Raw genomic sequence first — 23,611 nt, forward strand, 5'->3', positions numbered from 1 at the left:
GATGTCAACGACTGTGGTTCATGTTTTTTGTGGGTGGGGGTTTAGGGGTTTGGCGGGGGTGTTTGTGGCGCGTTGGTGGAGAACGGTGTTTCTTGACACTGGTGGTTGGGCATGTTTAGCTTTAGTGAGACCTCAATCGTGTCCGCGAAGGCCGGTCGAGTTTTTTTTAAGGGGCGTGATTTGTTGTGTATCGCCCTCCTGCCTGGCAACTACCGCCCGAGCCATCCTTCTCCGCGCTCAACGTGCCTTCGCGGGTCGAGCCTCAGCCGGTCTTTGGAGACGGATGGATTTCTGAACTGCATCGTTCAATTCGTGGCCTGGTAGCAGACTGAAAGGTGTGCCCGTGTTCTCACGTCAAAAACGTCGTTCGGCGCTGAAGAGACGGTCGGAAAAACGGAAGCAGAAGTCTTTGGCGGCGAAGGGCGGCAACGACGCTCTGGCTGCGCCTGCTGCTGCGCGCCTGCAGCTGGAGGCTCTGGAGCCTCGGGTGTTGCTGACGACGCTGGTGGGCGGGGATGTGTTTGTCTATCAGGACACGAACGACAACACGGTTGAGGTTCAGCTTGATGGCGACATCATCGTCGAGCTGATCGCGGCTCAGTACAACACGGCGACGGGTCAGATCGAGCTTGGCAGCATGCCGGGTGTGATCGAGAGCAACGACCTGATTCCGGGGCGTAACTCGTCGAACATCAGCATTTTTAATGACGACGGGGCGGACGTCAGCGGCAACTTTGGCGTGCTCAATGGTTCGTTGAACGGTGGTATTGGCTCGACGGTTCAGAACTCGACGGCGGTTATCGGGAACGATGCGGGCGTGGCGAACTTTGCGTCGCCGGACCCGGATGAGACGGATCTGCAGGCGCTGGCGACGCTTGACGTGGGGCTTGCGCAGACGCCGGCGACGGCGACAAACACGATCCTTTCGGCGTTGACGGGGACGACGGGTGCGCTGCCTGGGCGGGGCGCGACGTTTGCGTTTATCAGCGGTGAGGTTGAGGTTCCTCCCCTCACTCCGGACGCCGATCCGACCACCGAGAACGCGGTGTTCCTGGTGCAGATTGATACCGCGCAGGGAGCAGCGAACCACCAGGTGGTGGCTCGGATTGATGGGGCGATCAGCGCGGAATACGGGATTGCACCGGAGGAGTTTGGCGAGGTGGTGGTTCGTGCGGCGGACTTCAACCCGCTGGACGGCAAGCTGTACTTCGTGACGGAGGCGACGGACGCTGACGAGGTGGAGCGGGACCATCTGTTTGCTATCAACTTCCAGGCGGATGCGGCGAACGCGGTTGAGAGCGTGTTGAATCTGGAGCTGCCTGGGGGCTCGGACCCGCCGAGTTTGATTGACGGCGTTGGCGGGACGTTTGTGTCGTCGCTGGCGTTTGACCGGACGGCCGACGGCGCGCGGCTGGTGATGTGGGTGACGGATGATGATGGGGATGCGGGTGGTTATCTCACGGAGCTGTTTGTTGATCCTGCGACAGGGGGCGTCGGGCTGGTGGACCCTGCGGGTACGGCGACGGTGCCGCCTATTCTTGCGCGTCTGGTGGACCCTGCGTCGGTGGGGGATGGTGATCCTGAGTTCCTGTCGTCGATCACGGGCATCGAGTTCTTCCGCGACGATGCGTTGGCGGCAGAGCAGTTTATTTATCTGGTGGATGGGGATGCGGGGCTGCTTTATGAATTAGATATTCTGGCAGCCGAGGCTGCGCCTGGTGAGGCTGCGCCCGCTGACACGTTCCGGCTGATGGGTGTGACGACGGATGGCGACCCGGATGAGCCATCGGGTGAGAGCATTGGGGGCATGTCGTTCGATCCGACGACCATCAACCCGTTCACGGGCGATCCTGGTGTGTTCTTCGCGACGGACACGGAGACGGACAACCTGATCATTCTGGATCAGCGGTTCCGTCCGACGACGGATGCGAGCACGGGTGCGCAGCTGTTCATGATCTACATCGCGAAGGGCGATGCGGAGGAGGGGCGGATCCGTTTCGCGGTTCGTGAAGACAACATCATCGACACCACCGACGATCGGACGGTGAATCCGTACAGCGGCGATGGCGGTTACAGCTGGGAGATTGTTGCGAACGAGCCGGGCGTGGAGACGATCGATCAGCAGGGTGCGGGCGGGGTGTTTGTGGGGACGTTGCTGCTGCCTGAGGACGACGATCCGGTCAACATTCTGGCGACGCCTGGGCTGCTGCCGAATCCGTTCGATGGGGAGGTTCCGGACTTTACGCTGCTGCCTGAGTTTTATGGCGGGCCGCGTTATGACATCGATGGTGATGGTTCGCTGACGGCGGCGGATCACGTGCTGATTCCGGGTGCGCAGATCACCGAGAGTCTGTGGGAGTTTATTGATGGGAGCCTGGTGGGCTCTCTGATCGGTAACAACCTGGACATCATCGGCGAGGCGTCGATCAGCAGCGATGGTCGTTTCCTGGCGGTGGTGGACGTGGATGGTTTGGACCAGAACGCCAACGCGGTGGGGGATCAGCTGGCGATCATCGACTTGCAGACCAATACGGTGGTGCAGGGTCCGGTGAATGTGGTGGATGCGGCGTCGGGTCAGACGCTGCGTGGGATTCAGGGTCTGGACTTCGGGGACCGTGATGGCGACGGGGTGGATGAGCTTTACGCGATCTACGACACGTCATCGACGGGTGGTGGTTCGGCGGTGCTGGGCACGTTCAACGTGGACGCCAATGGTGTGTTCACGGGTGTGTTCACGGGCAGCTCGACGATCACGCGTGAGGCAAGCACGCCGCCTTCGACGGCGCAGACGGCGGCGGACGATGTCACTATCACGTTGCGGAACGGTGACACGATCAGCGTGGATCTGGACAGCATCGATCTGGTGTCGGGCAGCGTGCAGTCGCTGTTGGATCTGTTCAATAACGACGCGGAGAATGCGTCCGGCTTCCTTGAGGTTCGGGGCGGGAACGCGAATCTCGGGCAGCTGAGCAACCTGGATTTCTCGCGGCTTGAGTTCATTGATCGGAGCACGCCGCTGACGGTGACGGACACGGGGACGTCGACGCTGGGGCTGGCCTTGGGACTGGTGGACCCGAACCTGACGCCTCTGAGGGGCGAGGACGGGCGTGACCTTGGTAGTCAGGGCGAGTTGCCCGATGGCCAGATTTCGTCGGGTGTTGATTTCGGTGACCTGGCGGTGCGGATGGTTTTGGGGACGCCGCTGGGTGATCTCGACAATGGCAGCGGCGAGGCTTTGTTCACGGCGACGGGTGTGAACGCGGCGTTGACGAATGGTGCGGGGACGGTGGACTTCACCATCAGCACGCGTGACGGCAGTTCGTTCGAGGTGGATCTGGACGGGGCTGCTTTCGCGGCGTTGACGGATGCGAGCACGGTTGACGATCTGATCACGGCGTTGAATGGTCTGGCCGACACGGCGTCTTCGACGACGCTTGGCGCTGAGACGGACATCACGATTGATGCTCAGGGTCGGCTGGTGATCGCGGACACGAGCACGTTTGACGGGACGAGCGAGTTCAGCGTGACGCTGGGCACCAATGCGGGTGGTGTGGCGGACGCGAATGTGGCGGCGAGTGTTCTGGGTCTGACGACGACGACGGCGACTGAGTCGACCGGGACGGTGGCGCGGATCGATGGGGCGGCGATCGACAGCGTGAACGGCAACCTGCAGGTGAGTGATGACACGCCTGTGGCTGCGCTGCTGGTGAATCAGGGTGGGAATCTGGTGCCGGTCACGTTCAACACGGGCGCGGACCTGCAGATCACGGGTCAGGATGGGGTGGCGCGTGACATCACTGTGAACGAGGCGGGGACGCTGAATGATCTGGCGACGCTGGGTGCCATCACGGCGAACTTCACGCTGGATCTGTCTGCAGGCAACGAGGTGGCTCTGACCGACGATACGGCGGCGGGCACGGCGTTCACGATCGATGACCTGGCTGGTTCGGACTTTGTGAACGTGCTGTTCGGCGTGACGGGCGGGACGGTCACGGACAACGGCGCGGGTGACGATGTCACGACGGACGTGGGCGGGATTGTGACGACGATCCCGGTTGACGTGGCGGGTCAGACGTTTACCTCGGCGTCGCCTCTGAGTGCTTTGTTCAGCGGCGGCTCGAATGTTGCGGGGGTGCAGGCCTTTGCGATCGATGCGTCGACGGGCAGCGGTTTTGTGATCGACAACGGTTCGTCGGTGGGGGTGACGCTGGTCGAGTTTGATCTGTCGTCGGGCGAGGTGATTCGTGCGGGCCAGATGCCGACGCTGTTCGGTGGCATCACCCTGCAGAACGCGATCGGCTCGATGGACTTTGGTGGCGACGGCGTTCTGCGGCTGCACGAGACGTTGAACGGTCGGATGCTGGACGTGGATGTCAGCAACTTTCGGAGCGATGACCTGACGGCGTTGGGTGTGACGGTGACGGGCGTGCAGCGGATCGCGATCGATCTGCAGGACGGCACGACCGATCTGATTGTTGATCTGACGGGTGTGACGACGCTTCAGGGCGTGGTTGACCAGATCAACTTTGTGACGGGCGGGGACGTGACGGCGTCGGTGGGTCCGACGAGTTCGCTGACACTGATCGACAACACGGCGGGCGGCGGGACGTTTGCCATCCGTGATGACATTGGCGGTCTGGCGGGGGCGCTGAACTTTGCGATCACGGACGGTGATCTCAACGATGGCAGCGCGACGACCGGTGTGATTCAGGGTGGGGCGAACTTCACGCAGATTCAGGTGGGCACGCGGGTGCAGACCTCGGACGGAAGCCTGGCCCCGAGCATCGGTGCGATCACCTTCAATCCTCAGACGGGTGAGTACCTGGGGCTGGACAACGCGGTCTCGATCCAGCGGCTGAGCGACGGTAATGAGGCGACGTCGAACGAATCGGCGGCGCTGATTCGTCTGCTGGGCGATGAGAATGGTGATGAGCAGGGTCAGAGCCTGCGTGATTTCTGGGTGGGCGGGACGGTGACCGGGGTGGTGGACATTTCGGGGTCGGTGGAGTCGCTTTACATCGGCTGGCTGGTGACGGGTGATGGCGGGGGGCTGCCGAGCCAGGCGGGTGCGAACCTGTTCACGGACAACTTCAACGTGGCGGGTGACATCCGTGAGCTGGTGACGTCGGCTTCGGTGGGTGGTTCGATCGCGCTTGAGTCGCAATTCAACCTGTTGCCGGTGTTTAATCCGGGCACCGAGATCACGGTGGGCGGGAAGCTGGGTCGTGTGGTGGTGGGTCTGCCTGACGCGGGCTTCTACGGGACGCTGGATGTCGTAAATCCTGTGAGCTTTGATAACGGTCTGAACGCGAGCGATCTGCCGTTCTCTGAGATCGAGGGCAACCAGGACACCTCGACCAACCCGGTGACCAATGCCTGGACGCTGGGCGGGGCGTTGACGCCTAACGCGACGTTCTTTGCCGGTGATGGCCGTTTCTCGAATGATTCCTTTGAAGCAGCGGAGCCGTTGGGTGGCCTGCGTTTTGGCGGGGTCGATGGATCGGATTCGATTCAGGTTCTGGGGCAGTTGCTTTCGAGTACGGATAACAACGACTTTGTTGACTACTACAGCCTTGGGCTGCTCGCGGGCCAGACGATTTCGATCCAGCTGACTGGCGGGCTGGCGGTGGGCGTGTTTGACCCCGACAACCGCCTGGTGGCCACGAATTACAACGAGATTGAGTTGGTCAGGAAGTTTGATCAGCTCTTCCAGTACACGCCGACGACGGCAGGCGAGTACCGGATTGCGGTGGCCGATCCGACAGACAACCCGGAAGCTTTGTTCACAGATGATGGCGATCTCGTTGATGCCGAGTATGAGTTGCTGGTCTTCGGTGTGGGTGATCTTGGCTTGGGTGGTGTTGTAGCTGGGAACGTCGTGGGTCAGCAGGGTGGTTCGGTGGTCGGCGCGGCTCCGCCAACGATCCAGACGCTTCGGGGGGACATTGGTGCCATTCGTTCGGACACGAATCAGACTGCGGCGTCGTACTTCTCGGCGGCGGGCAACCTGAGGTCGATTGACTCGGCGGATGACATCGGGCGTCGTGTCGGCACGCTGATCGATGGGGCGGGGATTTCGATTTTTGCTGGTGGTGATCTGGGGCTGGTTCGATCTCTGCTTCCGGGCGGTCACTTGCAGATCGTGGACTCGTTCGTGGGCGGCGATATTCAGGTTGTTGATGCGGCTGGTCTGTTCACGGGACGGCTCGTTGCCAACGGGGGGCTTGGTGTTCTGCGAGCCGATGCGATCAATGGTGCTGGTGCCGATGGCGAGGAACCGGATCGTTTCCCGACCGCGATTCGTGTGAATGCTGACGATTCGCGCGACGGCGATGGTGTCATTGATCTGATTGATGTGGCCGGCAACCTCGGCAACATTGATTCGGGTGGCCCGCAGATCGATACGGGTTTTGGCGGGAACGTCCGCTACATGCGTGTGGGTGGCGAGATTTTCCAGGACGCCTTCTACGCACCGGGTCAGTTTGGCGAGTTCCGGCTGGTTGATGGCCAGGCCGTGACCATTGTGGACGACAGTGGTTCGGAGATCCGTGTGACGCCTGTTGACACGGATGAAGACCTCCCGATCGATGACGAAGAGAACGAGGCGTTTCTGACGTATCGCACTTTTGGTATTCGGTCGGGTGGTGCGGTGCTGGTGGATGTGAAGAGCACGGGCGGGATTTCGATCACCGGTAACAGTGGCGGGACGGGGGCTTCGGCGGAGGTCGGTTCGATCATCGCAAACGGGCTTGGCCGTCCTGTGCTCTTCAATAATGAAGAGGGTGGCGGGAACGCGGTGCTGGTGGAGTCGACGGGCGATCCGGTCAGCGGCGCTGTGTCTTCGGATGACTTGCGTGACCTGCTGGTGACGATTGGTGGTGGCATCAACAACCCGGTGGACGTGTTCTATATCGGCTTTGATGACGATCAGAACGGCAGCGAGGGTGAGCGTGGCCGGTTCACGACCATCAGCAACAACACCGGCGGCGAGATAGTCAACATTGAGGCGACGTCGATTGGTTTGTTGAGCAGCCGTGGGAACATCGGATTTGGCACCAGTCAGGGTTCGGCGGCGGCGGTTGAGGGCTTTGTGCTGGGTGATGAGCTGGTCAGCCCTGAGGTTTTCCAGGTTGTCAACGACCCGCGTAATGGTGTGGTGAGTGGTTCGATCGTGACCGTTCGGTCAGAGCAGGCGCTGGGCAACTTCTTTGTCACGGGCATCGTTAACAGTGTGACGGCGAATGCGGGACGGGTGGACAATCCCGATGTGTTTGAGGGTCTACAGGGCGCGTTCATTGTTGCTGACGATCAGCAAAGTGAGATTTTCAACGGGAACATCTTCCGGATCGATGTGGGCGAGGGCATTCTTGACTCGGGCAGCGGTGACTTCGCCAGGGCGGGCCTGTTTGCCTTGCCGCGTGTTGATGGTGGCACCATCATTATCGGTAGCGGCGCGATCGGTGAGATCGTTGGCCGCGATGCAGCGATCTACGGCGACATCTACGCGACCATTGCGATTGGTAGCATCACCCTGACGGGTGACAGTGTGATCTCGGGGGCGGACATTCTGGCGGGCGTGCCATCGCCGTTTACCACGCTCGAGTTCATCGACAACACCCGCTCGATTAACATTGGTTTCGCGGACGGGGAGTCGGTGTTTCTTGACAGGGATCTCAGCTCGGTTTCGCTTGGTGAGCGGTTGCAGCCCGGGCTGAATCGTCTGACGATCAACGGCACGGGTGGAATCATCGGTTCTTACATTGGCTCCGGCCTGATGGGTCGGATCGATGTGAACAACGGCTTCGGTATTTTCAACAGCATCATTGCTTCGCCGGGGATTGAAGGTTCGATCGAGCGGGTGGAGGTGGATGGTTATGGGTTGCGCGGGACGCTGGTGTCGGCGACCGGTGACATCCGGAACGTGATCGCGACGGGTCGGGGTGAGCAGCTGGCTGTGACGGAATTCAGCACGATCGTGCGTGAGAGCGAGGTCGTGGTGGCCGACTCGGCGACGGGTCTGCAGTTCAACCCGTTCAGTGGTGATCTGGTGGATCGTTACAACGATCTGCACCGTTATCTGGGCACGAGTCCGTTGACGCCAGGCGTGACGGATCTGGATACGGCGGGTGTGATTGACTCGTCGATCATCCAGACGGGTGCGGACGTGACGGGTGAGATCCGTGCGTGGCAGGTTCTTTCGACGCTGGACGGCAGCGATTTCTTCCCGTTCCTGCCTGTGATTGTGCTTGATGAGTTTGAGGGGATTCTGGCTTCTTACAGCTACATCAACGTGGCGGGTCGGCTGAACAGCCTGGACATCACGAGCAATGCGGCGAAGCTGACGTCGGTGCATGACGTATCGCGGGCGGCGGGTCTGGACCTCGGGACGACGCTGAGCGACGTATCGATTGCGGGGTTGTCGGTGACGGCGGGTGAGCTGGGTCGGTTTACGCCTGGCGCGGACGTGGTGGGTCTGAACCTGAGTGTGTCGGGTGAGATCCGTACGCTTCGGTTTGAGAACAACGTGCTGTCGCTGCCGAACGTGTCGCCGGTGCTGGTGTCGTCGATCGAGGCTCGTGGCAACTCGGGTCAGATCGGGACGCTGATTGTGGGTGGGGATCTGCAGGCGGACGTGACGTCGCGGAATGACATCAGGAAGGTCGACATCGGTGGCGACCTGACGGGCACGATCTCGGTGCTGTCGCCTGATATCCGCGGCCGAGGTCTAGGGACGTTCCTGCTGGACGGCTCGCTGATTGACGGTGGTCTGGACATCAATGGTGATGTGGGCCGGATCGTGATCGATGGTGCGGTGGGTCAGGAGCGCACGACGATCAGCCCGGTTCCGGATCAGCTGCTGATCCGCGGCGACCTTGGCTCGTTTACTTCCGGCAAGCGGGTGGATGGTGCGAACATGGCCCTGGACCTGGTGGTTCTGGGTGATCTGCGGACATTTGATGTGTCGGGTCGGTTCACCGGCGATGTGTTTGTGAGCGGCGATCTGTCGCGGTTCACGGTTCGCGGCGACTCGGTGACTTCGGGTGGCACGATCATCGGGACGAGCATCGGCGATGTTGGTGTGACGGTGGGTGGAACCCTTGGCAGCGTGACCGTGACTGGCGGTGATGTGGGTGATGGCCAGTCGGACGGCAACTCGGACACCGAGACGGATCGTGTGCGGTTTGTGGCGGGTGAGGGCGTGGGCCGGTTCACGGTGACGAACGGCAGCGTGCTAGAGGACGTGACGGTTTCGTCGTCGCTAGGCGATATCGCTGCGATCGTGGTTCGGAATGGTGATTACCTCGGTCATGCGATTGCGAACGCTGGAGCGATCCGGTCGTTCACGATCAGCGGGTCTGACTTTGGTGGTCTTTTGACGGCGCGTGAGCTGGGTCGCTTCTCGATCGCCGGGTCGGTGCTGACGGGCGCCGAGATTGACATGGAAGAGGCCGGCTCGGTGACGGTTGGCGGGGATGTGCAGACCGGCTCGCGGGTTGCGTTTGAGCGTGCGAGTTCGCTGCGTGTCGGTGATGATCTGAGTGGTGTGGTGCTGGTCGAGGATGGCGGCGGCCGGTTCTCGCTGGACGTCGGTCGTGACCTGACCGGTCAGGTGTTTATCGGCGGTGATGCGAGCGTATCGGTGCGTGGCGATTTCACGTCGGATGTTTCGCTTCCGCTTAGCACGCCTTTGACGGATCTTGGGATTGAGCCTTCGGTCGGATCGACGATCGAGATTCAGCTGCGTGACGGTTCGCCTGCGGTGCAGGTGAATCTGGCGGGCGTGAACACGCTGGCGCAGTTGATCGAGCGGATCGAGACGACGGTTCCGTTTGTGAGTGTTGCTATTGATTCGGACCAGGAGGGGCTGGTCCTGACGGACGCTTCGCCGAACAACGGTGCGACGTTCTCGGTCAGTGATGTTGGCAGCGGCGAGGTGGCGTTGTCGCTGGGGATCCGTACGGCGGATGGTGGTGCGGGCGACCGTGACAACAGCGCGAACGGCGTGATTGATGGCGGGACGATTGGTTTCGGTCTGGTTGAGAGCACGACGCTTACGAGCCTTGGGGCTCAGGTGGCGACGGCAACGGACGTGCGTGTGACGCTTAGCAACGGCGCTGCGCTGGACATCTCGCTGGCCGGTGCGACGACGCTTGACGAGGTCATCAACCTGCTTGATAGCGCGAGTGCTCAGCTGTCGGCGGCGCTGGATGCGACGGGTACGGCGATCGAGCTGACCGACCTGACGGCGGGTGGCACGACGTTCTCGGTGCAGAACGCGGTGGGCTCGTCGATGGCGACGCGCCTGGGTCTGGTGGCCGCGGATGGCGGTGCAGGCGACCTTGACGGTGCGGATAACAACGTGATTCTCGGGGCTCGTCTGACCGAGGCGCTGGTGTTCGTGGATGGCGATGTGAGCCGGGCGACGTTCGGCGGTGTGCTTAACGGCAATCTGTTTGCTTCGGGTGAGCTGGGTCGTCTGACGGCTGATGCGATTGACGCTGGCGTGGTCACGGCGGGCCAGGACATCGGGACGATCGTTGTGCGGGGCGATGTCGATAATGCGTTGGTCCAGTCCGGCATCCTGCCTTCGGTTGATATTGACCGTGTGGCGATTGAGCTGGGCTCTTTGATTCCAGCGCAGTCGATTGTTCTCTTTGATCCGGCTTCGGGCACGGATGCGTCGCGTGGCGAGTTGTCGAGTTTCTCGGCGGCGAACGTGAGCTCTTCGGTGCTGGCGGCTGGTGGTGAGTTCGGGACGCTGCGTGTCTCGGGTGCGTTCACGGACAGCTCGGCCTCTTCGGGCATCGTGTTTGGTGTTGAGAGTGTTCGGTCGGCTTCGGATGATGCGACGCCTCTGAACTCGGCGGCGGAGCAGAACGCGGCTCGCGGTGCGGGCGGCGATCGTGTGTTGACGCATGGCGATTTCCGTTCGGCGACGATTGGCGGGGCGATCACCAACAGTTCTGTCACGGCGGGTGTGGACCCGGGTGATGATGGCGCGTTCGACGCGACGACGCCTGTGCTGGCGGGTGCTCCTGCTGCGAATGACAGCAACGTGCACACGTCGACCACGGGCGGGCAGAGCGAGCTCGGCTCGCTGCGTGTGGGCAGCTTCGACGGGGCGAGCCTGGCGCTGGCGGATACGTCGATCGGCAATACGAACCTGCCGGGTGGCCAGCAGTCGCTGTTCACCTTCACGGTGGCGGGTATCGATGGCGAGGCAGGCAGCCCGATCGCGGCGCTTCCGGGGACGCTGATTGGTACGGCGACCAGCGGTTCGCCTGTGGTGGTGACGGGTGCGAGCGGGACGGTGATCGTGCGTGCGAGCAACGGCGCGACGGTAGAGGTTTACGACGACAGCGCGGCCGATGATGTGATCGATGCGCTGGTCATCACCGGTGGCGCGTCGAACGCATCGGTGACGGTGGTGGATGGCACCTCGGACGCGGCGATCTGGGACATCGAGCGTATTCTCAGCGACGATGATGTGAGCCTGAACAGCTTCGAGTTCGAGGGCGAGGTGGTTGGTGATGACGCGGCTGCGGGCGTGGATGTCTGGTTCGACAGCGGCCTGCGCACGCTTGAGCTTGGCGGTTATGCGGGCGTGATGGCGGGCACGCTGAACGGGCAGATCGGCGGCGATGTCTCGACGCTGGCTTTCGGCAGTCTGGGCAGCGGCAACCTGACGATTGGCGGGGAGGTCCGGCGGTTCGATCTGGATGCCAGTTCTGACTCGCCGATCTTCGGGACGTCCGAGGTGGCGCCTTCGGGCAACGTGACGGCGCTGAACTTCTCGCCGGGCGGCGTGCTTTACACCTTCGACGGCACGACGGGTCTGCTGCAGACGACGACTGGCGGGACGACGTCGGTGCGTGTTGATGTGACGGACACGCTTGGCGCGGGCATCGACATTGATCCGGGTGAGACCGTGACGGTGTCGCTGCGTGACGGCGATCCCGATATCACGATCAACCTGTCGGGCGTCTACGACGTGCAGGACCTGATCGATGCGTTCAACGAGCAGTCGTTCCGGCTGGTGCTGGATGGCTCCGGCAACCCGGTGCGTGATGCGAGCGGTCAGGTTCAGATCGATACGTCGATCGGCGATAGCGGCCAGCTGGTTCGTGCGTCACTGAATGCCGACGGCAATGCTCTGGTGTTTGAGGACCTGAGCACGAACAACGCGAATCCGTTCCGGATCCGGGTCGATGACCCGACGTCTGATCTAGCGACGGTGCTGGGTCTGGATGTGACGGATGGCGGTGTGGGCGAGGGCGCTGCGGACGGCGATACGATTCTGGGTCGCGAGCTGGTGCCGGGTGGTCTTTCGACCAGCCTGTCGGCGTTGCTGGGACAGACTTTCAGTGGCACGCAGCGTGTGGTGATCGACCTGCAGGATGGCAGCAGCGGCCTGCTGGTTGACCTGACGGGTCAGACCACTGTCGAGGGTGTGGCTCGGGCCATCGAAGATCAGACCGATCAGCGTGTGAAGGTGTTGCTGTCGAGCGGTTCGCGTCTGGTGCTGATCGATCAGACGACCGGTGCCGGTACCTTTGCGGTGGCCGATGCGGTGGGCGGCCTGGCCACGGCGTTGGGTATCGAGGCGGTCGATGGCGGTGGTGCGGACAACGACGCGATAGCCGGTCGGATTACGGGCACGGGTGTGATCAGCACGGCGACGACGCTGGCCGCGTTGGACGTGAATCTGTCGGGCAATGAGATCCTGTCGTTCGATCTGGGCGATGGTCAGACCGGTTTGCAGATCAACCTGACGAACTTCACGGTGAACACGATCGGTGATCTTCAGGACGTGATCGCCAACACGGCCGGCGCGAATGGTCTGGCCCTTGAGGTGCAGACGGGTGCGGATGGCGAGCGGTTCCTGCGGCTGGTCGATAACGGCGGCGGCGCGGGCGTGCTGCGGGCCAGCGATCTGGTGGGCACGCTGCTGACGGATCTGGGTCTGGCTGGCTTTGATGGCGGGCCGACGGATGCGGACGCTGCGGCCGACGACGCGATTTCGGGCAGCCCGCTGCTCGGCAAGAACGCTTCGCTGGTGGACACGGGTCTGCTGTTTACCGGTGATCAGACGCTTGACGTCGATCTGACGGATGGCAGCACGGTGGGCGTGACGCTGACCGGCGTGACCACGCTCAAGGGTGTCATCAACGCCTTTGAGACGGCGGGTGTGGGCGGGATCACGGCTGGCTTCGATGTGGATGGCCGTCTGGTGCTGCTCGACAACTTGGGTGGCGGCAACCCGTTTGCTGTCACGGAGACGGCGGGCGATGCGGGCGTGGCTCTGGGGCTGCTGCCGCCTGGCGGTCCTGGCGCGGCGGATGGCCTGATCACAACGCTTCCGATCACAGAGGTGGTGACTTCGGGCACACGGCTGGCCGATCTGGGTATCGGCACGGCGGACCAGGTATCGATCACGCTGAATCTGCGTAACGGCAACCAGCAGGTGGTTGATCTGGCGGATGCGACCACGGTTGAAGAAGTGATCGTGGCGATTAACAGCCAGACGAACAATCTGGTGTCGGCTCAGCTCGCGGGCGGCGGACGGTTGGCGCTGATCGACAACAGCACGGGCGCGAACGCGTTCACGGTGTCTGACAACGTCGGCATCCTGGCCGTGCAGATGGGCATCAACGCGACCGACGGTATCGCGAACGACACGGATGGTCGGATCGACGGTGTGATCGTCGGGCAGACGATGCTCGAATCGTCAACGCGGCTCTCGACGCTGGGCATCGACCCGGCGGGCGGGGCGGTGGACATCGATTTCCGTGATGGCACGACGCTGACCAACATCGATCTGTCCGGTGCAACGACGCTGGTCGAGGTGCGTGATGCTCTGGCGGCGGCGACGTCGAACCGGGTGAGCTTCACGATCACGGCTGATGGTCGTCTGCTGATGACCGATAGCAGCTCGGGTGGTGGCGGGACGTTCAGCATCAGCGACAACGGTGCGAGCACGATCGCGCGTGACCTGGGTATCGCCAGGACGGCCGACAGTCCCGCGGATGGCGACATCCTGGGCGGGCAGCTGCTGATTGGCGGGGCGCTTCCTGCTGACGTGCTGACGAGCCTGAGCGGTGCGCATGGGTTTGATATCAACGTGCGGTCCGGCGGCACGATCAGCGTGGCCTTTACGGATGCCAACACGTTTGGCGAGGTGATCGACGCGATCAACACGGCGGCGAGTGACTCGGCGGTGCGTGCGGCGGACGGCGGTAACGCGGTGGTTGCCCGTATCACGGCGGATGGCCGGGTTGTGCTGACGGATCGGACCACGGGCCCGAACGCGTTCGGGCTGGTTGACGGGGCCGGTACGCCGGTGGCCGACCTGGGTCTGACGTCTGACAACTCGCTCGCGGCGAATGTGATTCTCGGTGACAGCCTGTTTGAGATCGATGCGGATCAGGTGAACCTGGCCGACTTTGGTATCTCGATCGAGGCCGGCGATTCATTCACGATCACGCAGACGGACGGTGACGATCTGGTGGTGACCTTCGGCGTGGCTCCGGTGACGCTGCAGGACCTGATTGATGAGGTGGACACCGATACGTCGAGCGAGACGGTTGTGTCGCTGGGTGCCGAAGGGCGTCTGGTCTTCACGGATGCGTTGAACGCGGGTGTTGAGTCGTATCGTGTCTTCACGGCGACGACGGATACCGGCAATGTGCTTGAGCAGCTCGGCATCGAGGCCAGCGACGGTGGCTTTGGTGACACCGATGGCGGCAGCGACGATGTGATTCAGGGCACGTCGGTGTTCCTGTCGAGTTCGCGGTTGTCTGAGGTGGGTGTTGCTGGCAGCGGTGCCGAGGAGATAGCGATTGGGCTGGCCGACGGCAGCCGTTACATCGTGGATCTTTCGGACGCGGTGACGGTTGGCGATGTGATTACGGCGATCGAGTCGCAGACGAATGATGATGTGTCGGTGGTGATCTCCGGTAGCGATCGTTTGCTGCTGACTGATGAGACAGCGGGTGCCGAGGCGTTCACGGTGGCCAACCTCAGCGGTTCGCCGGCGAGCGATCTGGGCATTCTTGTGGCGGGCGGGACGACGGGTGCTCTGGTCGAGGTGGCTGACGACCTGGGTCTGGCGATCGCGGATGGCGACCCCGGTGATGGGTCGGCGGCTGGTGACGGTGTGATCCTCGGCCCGGCGGTGTTTGGTGGCGGCTTCACGCTGTCGTCGCTGGGCATCGATCCGTCGGGTGGTGAGGTGCTCGTGACCTTCCAGGACGGTTCGACGGCGACGATCGATCTGTCCTCGGCGACGTCGATCGCTGACGTGGCGACGCTTCTTGATGCCGGTTCGGGCAGCAACCTGACGGTGACGGTCTCGAATGATGGTCGCCTGGTCATCACGGATGGCACGGCTGGCGGGACGACGTTCTCGATCGCCGATACGGCCGGCAGCACGATCGCGGCTGACCTTGGTATTGCGGTGGTGGACGGCAGTGCGGATGACACGCCGGCGGTGGCTGACGGTGTGATCGGCGGCGATGACATTCTGGCATCGGCGTTGACGCTGGCTTCGGTGGGCATTGATCCTGCGGGTGCCAACCTGGATGTGACGCTGCGGGACGGCACGACGCCTTCGATCGATATCTCTGGGGCGCTAACGGTTGAGGCTCTGGCGACGGCGCTGGGTGGCAGCGGTATCACGCTGACGGTGACTGTTAACGGCGAGCTCCAGCTGGTTGATGGTTCGGCCGGTGGTTCGACGTTCGCGATTGCGGACACGGCCGATGCGATCCTGGGTCGGGAGCTGGTGTCCAAGCTCGATCTGACCGATCCGCTGAGCTTCCCGGACGTGGGTGCTCAGATCGATGCGGGCGTGGATCTGCGGATCCAGCTGCGTGACGGTGGTCCGGCGTTGAACATCAGCCTGACCGATCTGCGAGGCGACGCGACGCTGTCTGATCTGGTGGATCAGATCAACAGCCAGGCCGTGCGTTACAGCACCGACATCAATGGCGTGCGTACGGTGGTGGCGTCGGGTCTGGTGACGGCTTCGATCGATGCTTCGGGTCGTCTGGTGCTAACGGATAACACGACCGGCTTCGGCGCCTTTGAGGTGCGGAGGACGTCTGCCACCGGTGGGCTGCTGGTTTCCAACGCGATGGCCGATCTCGGTTTGACCGAGGGCGTGTCGGTGATCGATGGCGGCGTGGATGACAATGACGGCTCGTTCAACGGCGTGATCGTTGGTGATGCGATCCCGGGTGCTTCGTCGGCGGATGTTCTGCTGTCGGCGATCCGCAGCCAGGTGGTGGGGCTGGATAACGATGGCGGCACGCTCTATGCCCTGATGGAGGGGCTGGACACGAACCCGTCTGAGATCATCGGCAGCCTGTTCACGACGACGGGTGCTGGTAGTGGCGGGTTGCCGCAGTCGCTGGATGTGGCTGCGATGGCGGCCAACAGTCAGGGTGAGATCTACGCGGTGGTTCGTGTCAACGGTGGTAGTGACACGCTGGTGCGTGTGAATGCCACGACGGGCCAGGCGGTGACGCTGGGCCTGATCGAGAACAACAACGGGACGCTCTATGAGGGTCACGTGGAGGCGTTGGCCTTTACGCCTGACGGTCAGCTGCTGACGGTGGTCAGCGATGCCGATGGTGTGGGCTCGCTGTTCAACGAACTGCAGGGTCAGGCGATTGGTGTCATGGACCTGTCGGACACCGATGGCGACGGGCGTGTGACGCTGCGTCGTCTGGATGTGGATGTGACGGGTGCGATCGATCCGATTGGTTTGCCGCTTCAGAATGTCGGCGGGATCCTGGCGAACCAGCTGGGTCTGGCGACGACGGACAACAACGCGCTGCGTGACGGCAGTGCGACGATCGGCACGATTCTGGGTCGGGACCTGCGTCAGTCGCTGACGGGTCTGGAAGACATCGAGGCTGATCTGGGCGTGACGCTTGGCGGTGGTGCGGACCTGACGATCACGATCGCGGATTCGACGCTGGGTTCGGGTGGCACGGGCATCTTCAACGTCGATCTGAACGATGCGTTGCTTGATGTGAACAACGACGGCATCCGGACGCTGAATGAGGCTTTGTCGTTCATCACTGAGTTTGTGAATGACGATGCCGGGCAGACGGTCATCGGTGCGTCGCTGAGCAGTGATGGCCGGGGCATCATTATTCAGGACTTCTCTCTTGAGGACGATCTGGCAGCGCCGTCCCCGCTGACGCTGGCGGACGCGGGTGCTTCGGATGTGGCGACGCTTCTGGGCGTGGCGTTCACCGAGGGCACGGGTTCTGACCGCGACGGCGTGGCGAATCAGATTCTTCAGGGTCGTGACATTCGGCTGGCGGCGACGGATGCGTCGTTGTTGACGGACCTTGGCATCACGTCGGACTTCAACCGCCTGATGAGCTACACGCTGCGTTCGGGTGCCTCGGGTGTGATTGACCTGACGGCGGCGACGACGCTGGGCGACGTGCGTCTGGCGATTGATGGTGTGGCGGGTCTGACGGCGACGATTGAGTCGCCCACGCAGACGGTGGCCGGTCTGAACGAGCGGATCACGAGTGCGCTGCAGGTCGTGGACGGTTCGGTGGCGGCTCCGGGCAACACGTTCACGCTGGGTGCCGGTCCGGTGGATGTGGCGGGGATTGCGGTGAACTCGCAGGGCGAGATCTTCGCGGTGCTGTCGGACAACCTGGCGGACACGGATCGTCTGGTGACGATCGATCCTTCGGACCGGAGCGTGCGGGATGCGGGTCTTGGCGACTCGCTGATCAAGGTGGATCCGAGCGGTGCGAACACGGACACGGACATCGCGGGCATCGGTTTTGATGCGAGCGATCAGCTGTTCGCCTTTGACTTTGAGACCAAGCAGGTGCTGCTGCTGGACACGGATGTCACAACGGTCGCTGAGGCCGTGGTGGTGGATGAGAACATCGGTCCGGATCCGGATGGCGACATCGAGGGCTTCTTTGTGGATGCCTCTGGCGGTCGCCACGGGACGCTGTTCTACGCCTTCGACCTGGTTGATGGCGACAACAACCTGGTCAACGAGAACGCCAACCTGCTCGTGTCGGGCGGCTTCGGGCCGATCTTCGGCACGGTGGATCCGACCAATGGCGAGTTTACGCGTGCGGCCTCGGTCGATGGCGGAGCGCGGGCGTTGGCCTTCGATTCGATCGGTGCAACGGCTGAGACCGATGCCTTCATCGTCACGGGTGAGGGCCGGTTGGTGCAGGTCAATGCCGATCCGCTTGACGATGAATATGGCGGCTTGATTGCTGACCTGGGTCGTGTCCGCGATGCGATCACGAACCAGTTGCTGACGATCACGGCGATTGATTTTGATGAGACCTCCAACCTGCTGGTGGGTCTGGATGCGACGCGTGGCCGGCTGGTGAGCATCGAGCTTGTCGACAGCAATGGCGACGGGGCGCTGGATGCTGCGTTGGCGAGCGGTCTGCTTCAGAACGGGGCGCTCAACGCGGCGTCGTTCACGTCGCTGGGCTACAACCCCGACCCGACGGTGCTGGGCATCGAGGCGGCCGGGACCAATGGCGAGATCGTTCCGATCGTGGCGGCGGGTGCGAGCGGGACGGACCGGCTGCTGGCCGATTCGTTCAGCCGGGTGACCATCGACGGCGATTTCAGCGGCCGGGTGCAGTCGACCGGGAACACGGTTGGCAGTGTTCGCGTGGATGGTGACTTTGGCGGTCTGTTCGAGTCGAACACTGAGATCAGGAACTTCACGCAGACCAGCGGCGACTTCTCGGGTGTGCTCTCGGCCGGCGATGAGATCGGCCGGGTGAACCTGCGGAACGCGATGACGTCCGGCTCGATCGTGGCCGACGAGGCGATCAAGAATCTCACGATCGGCGGCGACTTTGCTGGTGAGGTGATCACCGGCGAACTCGGGACGATGCGTGTCAGCGGTGCGGCGGCCAGCGGCTCGGTGATCCTGGCCGACGAGCTGCGGAGTGTGAACTTCCGTGGCGTCTTCGACGGCAGCCTGACGGTGGGTGATGCCCGGTCGCTTCGTTTCGACGGCTTGGGCGCTAATGCCGAGATCCTGGTGGGCATGGATGTCACGAGTTTCAGGACCGGTGATACGGCCGACGGCAGCAGCGTGGTCATCGAAGGTGCCGCATCGACGGTGCGTGTCGATGGCACCCATGCGGGTCAGATCGCGACACAGGGCGAGGTTCGCTCGGCGAGCTTCCGCGGTCTGGATGGCGGTCTGTTCCTGGCGGGCACCGACCTTGGCCGGGTGACGGTCAGCGGTGACGTCTCGGGCAGCCTGATTTCCGCGGGGGTCTGGTTGGGTGCCGACGGCGTCTACAACACGGCTGACGACCAGATTTATGGCGGTGTGATTGATCGGGTCATGATCCGCGGCGATTACATCAACAGTGCGATCGTGGCGGGTGTCCTGCCGAGCGAGCAGTTCGGCCCGGGCATCCCGACCGATCTGCAGGCCTACACCGGCCAGCAGGATCGCTTCCTCCTGCTGGTTGATGACCTGGCGCCGGTCGATTCGGCCGAAGCCGGCGGTCTGCTGGAGAGTGGCATCGGCATGGTCAGCTTCGGGCAGGTGCTCGGCGCGGGTGCCGGATCGCAGCAGGCCTCGGTGGTGGCGGCGGCGGGCACGATCGGCGACCTGCGTGGCACGGGCGTGAACCTGCTGATCACCCGCGAGTACATCGATCGGATGAATGCTCCGACGGTGGTATCCAGCGGCTTCTTCGCACCGACGGACTCGCCGTTGGGTCTGCTCAACACAACGGCCTTCGTGCAGTTCAGCGAGCAGGTGCTTTCGTCGAGCCTGGTGCTGTCGCAGGACACCAACAACGACGGCGACCTGCTGGACGTGGACGATGTCCGCGGCAGCGTGGTGGTCTTCGATCCTGCGGACGGCAACCGGATTCTCGACTCGGATGATGGTCTGCAGCTCGCGCTCGATGTGATCGAGGATACGCGTGGCAACCTGCAGACGGTTCTTTACATCGTCGGCTTTGATGGCTTTAGCGGGACGGTCGAGGTTTCGCTGTCCGGCAGCCAGTCGGATCAGATTGTGCTTGACCGTTCGGGTCTGCGTTCGCTGCAACGCGATGCGGACAACAACGGTATTGCTGAGGTTGGCGAGGATGCCGCGGGCACGATCTTCGATGGCGATAGCGACGGCGTCGAGGGCGGTGGCTCCTCGATCCTGGCTCTGCAGACGATCGATGTGGCGAACGACTTTGGTCCGGGCGTGACCTTTGGCGGGTTCACGCAGGGCGTGGGTCTCAACCAGCCCGCGTCGACGGTGACCAGTGTGCTGGAGACGGCGGACGACATCGACATCTTCAGCTTCGATGCGAATGCCTTTGAGTTTGTGTCGGTTGAGCTGGATGTGCTTTCTACGCCATCTACGAGTGTCGGACTGTTCTACCGGGACACACAGGGCACTGACTCGCAGGCGGATGACACCTACGAGCTGGTGACCGAGTGGACCTTCACGCCGGCGGGCAGTGTCCAATTCGGCGCGGAGTTGACCGAGAGCGGGGAGTACTTTGTGGCGGTGGCCGGCTTCAGCGGCGCGTCCGAGTACAACCTGAGCGTGGCGCGGAGTACGACGGACACGGGTCTGCTGACGGCGATGCCGGGTCTGACGGTTCAGGACATCGCGTACACGAGCAACACGCTGGGCGAGAACGGCAACCAGCTCGGCTTCAACTCGCCGAAGCAGCTGGTTTACCTCAACTTCGATGGTGGCGTGGCTGAGTCGTTCGACGGTCAGGACGTGAGCTTCGCGGCGTTCGATGCCCGGCAGCTTGAGGACGGCCTGGCCGGCTTTACGCAGAGCATCATTGACCAGGCCGTCGATGCGGTTCTAAGCATCTATCAGAATATCCCGACCGGGACGACGCAGTACGACGGCAATGTGACGCCGACGCTGAACGTCGCCAACATCGGTGCCAATCTCTCGACCTTCGGTAGTGCGACGTCGGGTCTGTTTTTCACGACCTTTGATCCTGATCTCGTTGGGTTCTCTGGTGATTACACCGAGCTATTCATCGGTGAGGCTTTCTTTGGCGGCCCAGGTCTCCTCGGCATTGCTGAGAGTATCGATGGTCTGAACATGACCAAAGACGATAGGGCTCTGGTCTTTACTCAGAACTTCGCTGGGTTTGCTTCAGCTGTGGGTGCCAGTGACCGTGCTGAACAGTACGCCCGGGCGATTGGGAATGTGACGGCTCACGAGTTGGGTCACATTCTGGGTTTCAATCACTCCATGCGACAGCTTTTGGGCTTTGATTCCCAAGCCGGTCGACTCGATGACCCAGATAACGATCCATCGACCCTCGATAACTCGAACAGCACGACAGCACATCTGATGTCCGCTGGACCTAATCTCACACTCACGGACTTCACAGGTGGTTTGCTTTCCCTCGGCACGTCCGATCTTGAGCCATCAGAGTTCCCCGTGGGTGACATCGATACGGTGGACATGGTGCTCCGGGCTTTGGCCTGATTTACCATGGATTGGGTTTGAGATGACCTTGAGCAGGCGGGAATCAATTCTGGTTCCCGCCTGTTTTATGGATGCCGCGAAGGAAGTGACCGGCGACCGGTTTGTCTGATTGGAGCTGAGGTAGCTGATGCATTGGACGCGTGCTGGCTGGTGGGTGGGTCTGGTTTTGGTTGCCTGGCTCGGAGTTTTGGGGCCCGGGGCGGGGCAGGCTTATGGTCAGTTTGGGTTTGATGGGGAGATCGTGACGGCTCGGGCGGTGTGGCAGGATGGTCGGGCGCTGCCTGGGGACCAGCGGGCGTTGGCGATTGCGCTGGAGATCGCGGAGGGGTTTCACACGAATCCGAATGCCGAGGCGATGCCTGCGGACACGCCTTACATCCCGACGGTGGTGACGATCGAAGCCGGGGAGGGTTTGCTGGTGGGGGCGGTGGCTTATCCCGAGCCGGAGATGATCGAGGTGCAGTATTCGGCTGAGCCCCTGGCGTCGTTCAAGGGGCAGGTGGTTCTGCACGTGCCGGTGGTGGTGGCAGACGATGCGGCGGCGGGTGTGCGGGAGGTATCGGTTTCGATCTTCTATCAGGCGTGTAACGATCAGGTTTGTTTTGCGCCGGCGACGCTAGTGGTGGAGGCGCCTTTGGAGGTGCTGGAGCGGGGGGCGGATCTGGAGCCGATGCCCGGTGAGGCGGGGCTGTTCGCGGGGTTTGATCCTTCGACGTTTGCGTCGGTCTATGAGGGTGGGGAGGCGGCGGTGGCGCGATCGGGGGAGTCGCTGCTGCGGAATGACCTGTTGGGCTTGGAGTTCACGATCGACACGGGCGGATTGGTGGGTGTGGTGTTGGTGTTGGCGGTGGCGTTCGGGGCGGGGGTGCTTTTGAACGTGACGCCTTGTGTGTTGCCGGTGATTCCGATCAAGGTGATGAGTCTGCACAAGGCGGCGGGTGATCGGAAGCGGGCGTTGTTTCTGGGGCTGGTCTATTCGCTGGGGATCGTGCTGGCGTTCTTCGTGTTGGGCTTGCTGGTGGCGGGGTTGATTTCGGGTTTGGACGCGTTGGAGTGGGGTCAGATTTTCAGTTACCCGCCTGTCTCAGCGGGGCTGGGTGTGATCATCGTCGTGATGGGGTTGGGAATGATGGGGCTGTTTAGTTTCCGGCTGCCGTCGTCGGTGTATGCGTTGAATCCATCTTCGGATACGGCGATGGGGAATCTGTTGCTGGGTGTGTTGACGGCGGTGTTGTCGACGCCTTGCACGGGCCCGATGCTCGGGGCGACGATCGCGTGGGCGGTGAAGCAGCCGGCGGCTTTGTCGCTGGGGACGTTTGTGGCGGTGGGGATGGGGATGGCCGCGCCGTACTTGTTGCTGTCGGCGTTTCCGGGGTTGGTGGATCGGCTGCCGAGGTCGGGTCCGGGGAGTGAGCTGGTGAAGCGGGTGATGGGCGGATTGCTGATCGCGGTGGCGGTGTTCTTCTTTGGCCCGCTGATTCCCGGTCGGTTGGAATGGTGGGTGATCGCGGGGCTCATTGGCGCGACGATGCTTTACATGGTTTGGGTGGGGTGGGGTTTGAGTCGGCGGTGGGTGACGAGGGTTGCGACCGTGGCGGTGGCGGTGGTGGTGACGGGGTCGGGGTATCTGATGGCGAGTGTGCTGGCCGGCAGCAGCCCGGTGCCGTGGCAGACATACACGGTGGCTGCGTTTGAGCAGGCGCGGGCGGATGGCAAGCATGTGCTGCTGAAGTTCACGGCGGACTGGTGCGGGAATTGTCATTACCTGGAGGGCACGCTTTACCGTCGGTCGGAGGTGGTGGGGTACTTCGATGACCCGGACTACGTGGCGTTCAAGGTGGACCTGACGGCGTCGGATGCGGAGGGTTGGCCGCTTCAGCGGGAGCTTGGGGGTGGGGGCGGGATTCCGTTGGCGGCGGTGTATCACCCGGGTCAGGCCGAGCCGGATCGGGTGTTGCAGGGGTTGTATACGCTGGATCAGTTGCTGGCGGAACTCGAGCCTGAGACGTCGGTTACGGCTGCTGGGCCGTGAGTTGTGGGGGGTGTGCGGGGTGCCGGATGATAGGGGATCGAGTAGGATTCAGGCTCTACTACAGGGCGGTTGTCGCC

The 23,611-nt window shown here is 62.6% G+C and carries 2 protein-coding genes; both read left to right on the plus strand.

All coding sequences use genetic code 11. The features are described 5' to 3' along the window. Positions 1–343 precede the first annotated feature (343 nt). Positions 344–21,502 (plus strand): beta strand repeat-containing protein, encoded by a 21,159-nt coding sequence (locus ACQZAB_RS05770; RefSeq protein ID WP_428387903.1) that lies wholly within the window; start codon positions 344–346, stop codon positions 21,500–21,502. Positions 21,503–21,629: 127 nt separating this feature from the next. Beyond that, on the plus strand, positions 21,630–23,534 hold the full coding sequence (locus ACQZAB_RS05775; RefSeq protein WP_428387905.1) for a cytochrome c biogenesis protein CcdA: 1,905 nt from the start codon (positions 21,630–21,632) through the stop codon (positions 23,532–23,534). Positions 23,535–23,611: the final 77 nt, after the last annotated feature.

This window comes from Mucisphaera sp., from assembly GCF_965279675.1.
Classification (GTDB): Bacteria; Planctomycetota; Phycisphaerae; order Phycisphaerales; family Phycisphaeraceae; genus Mucisphaera.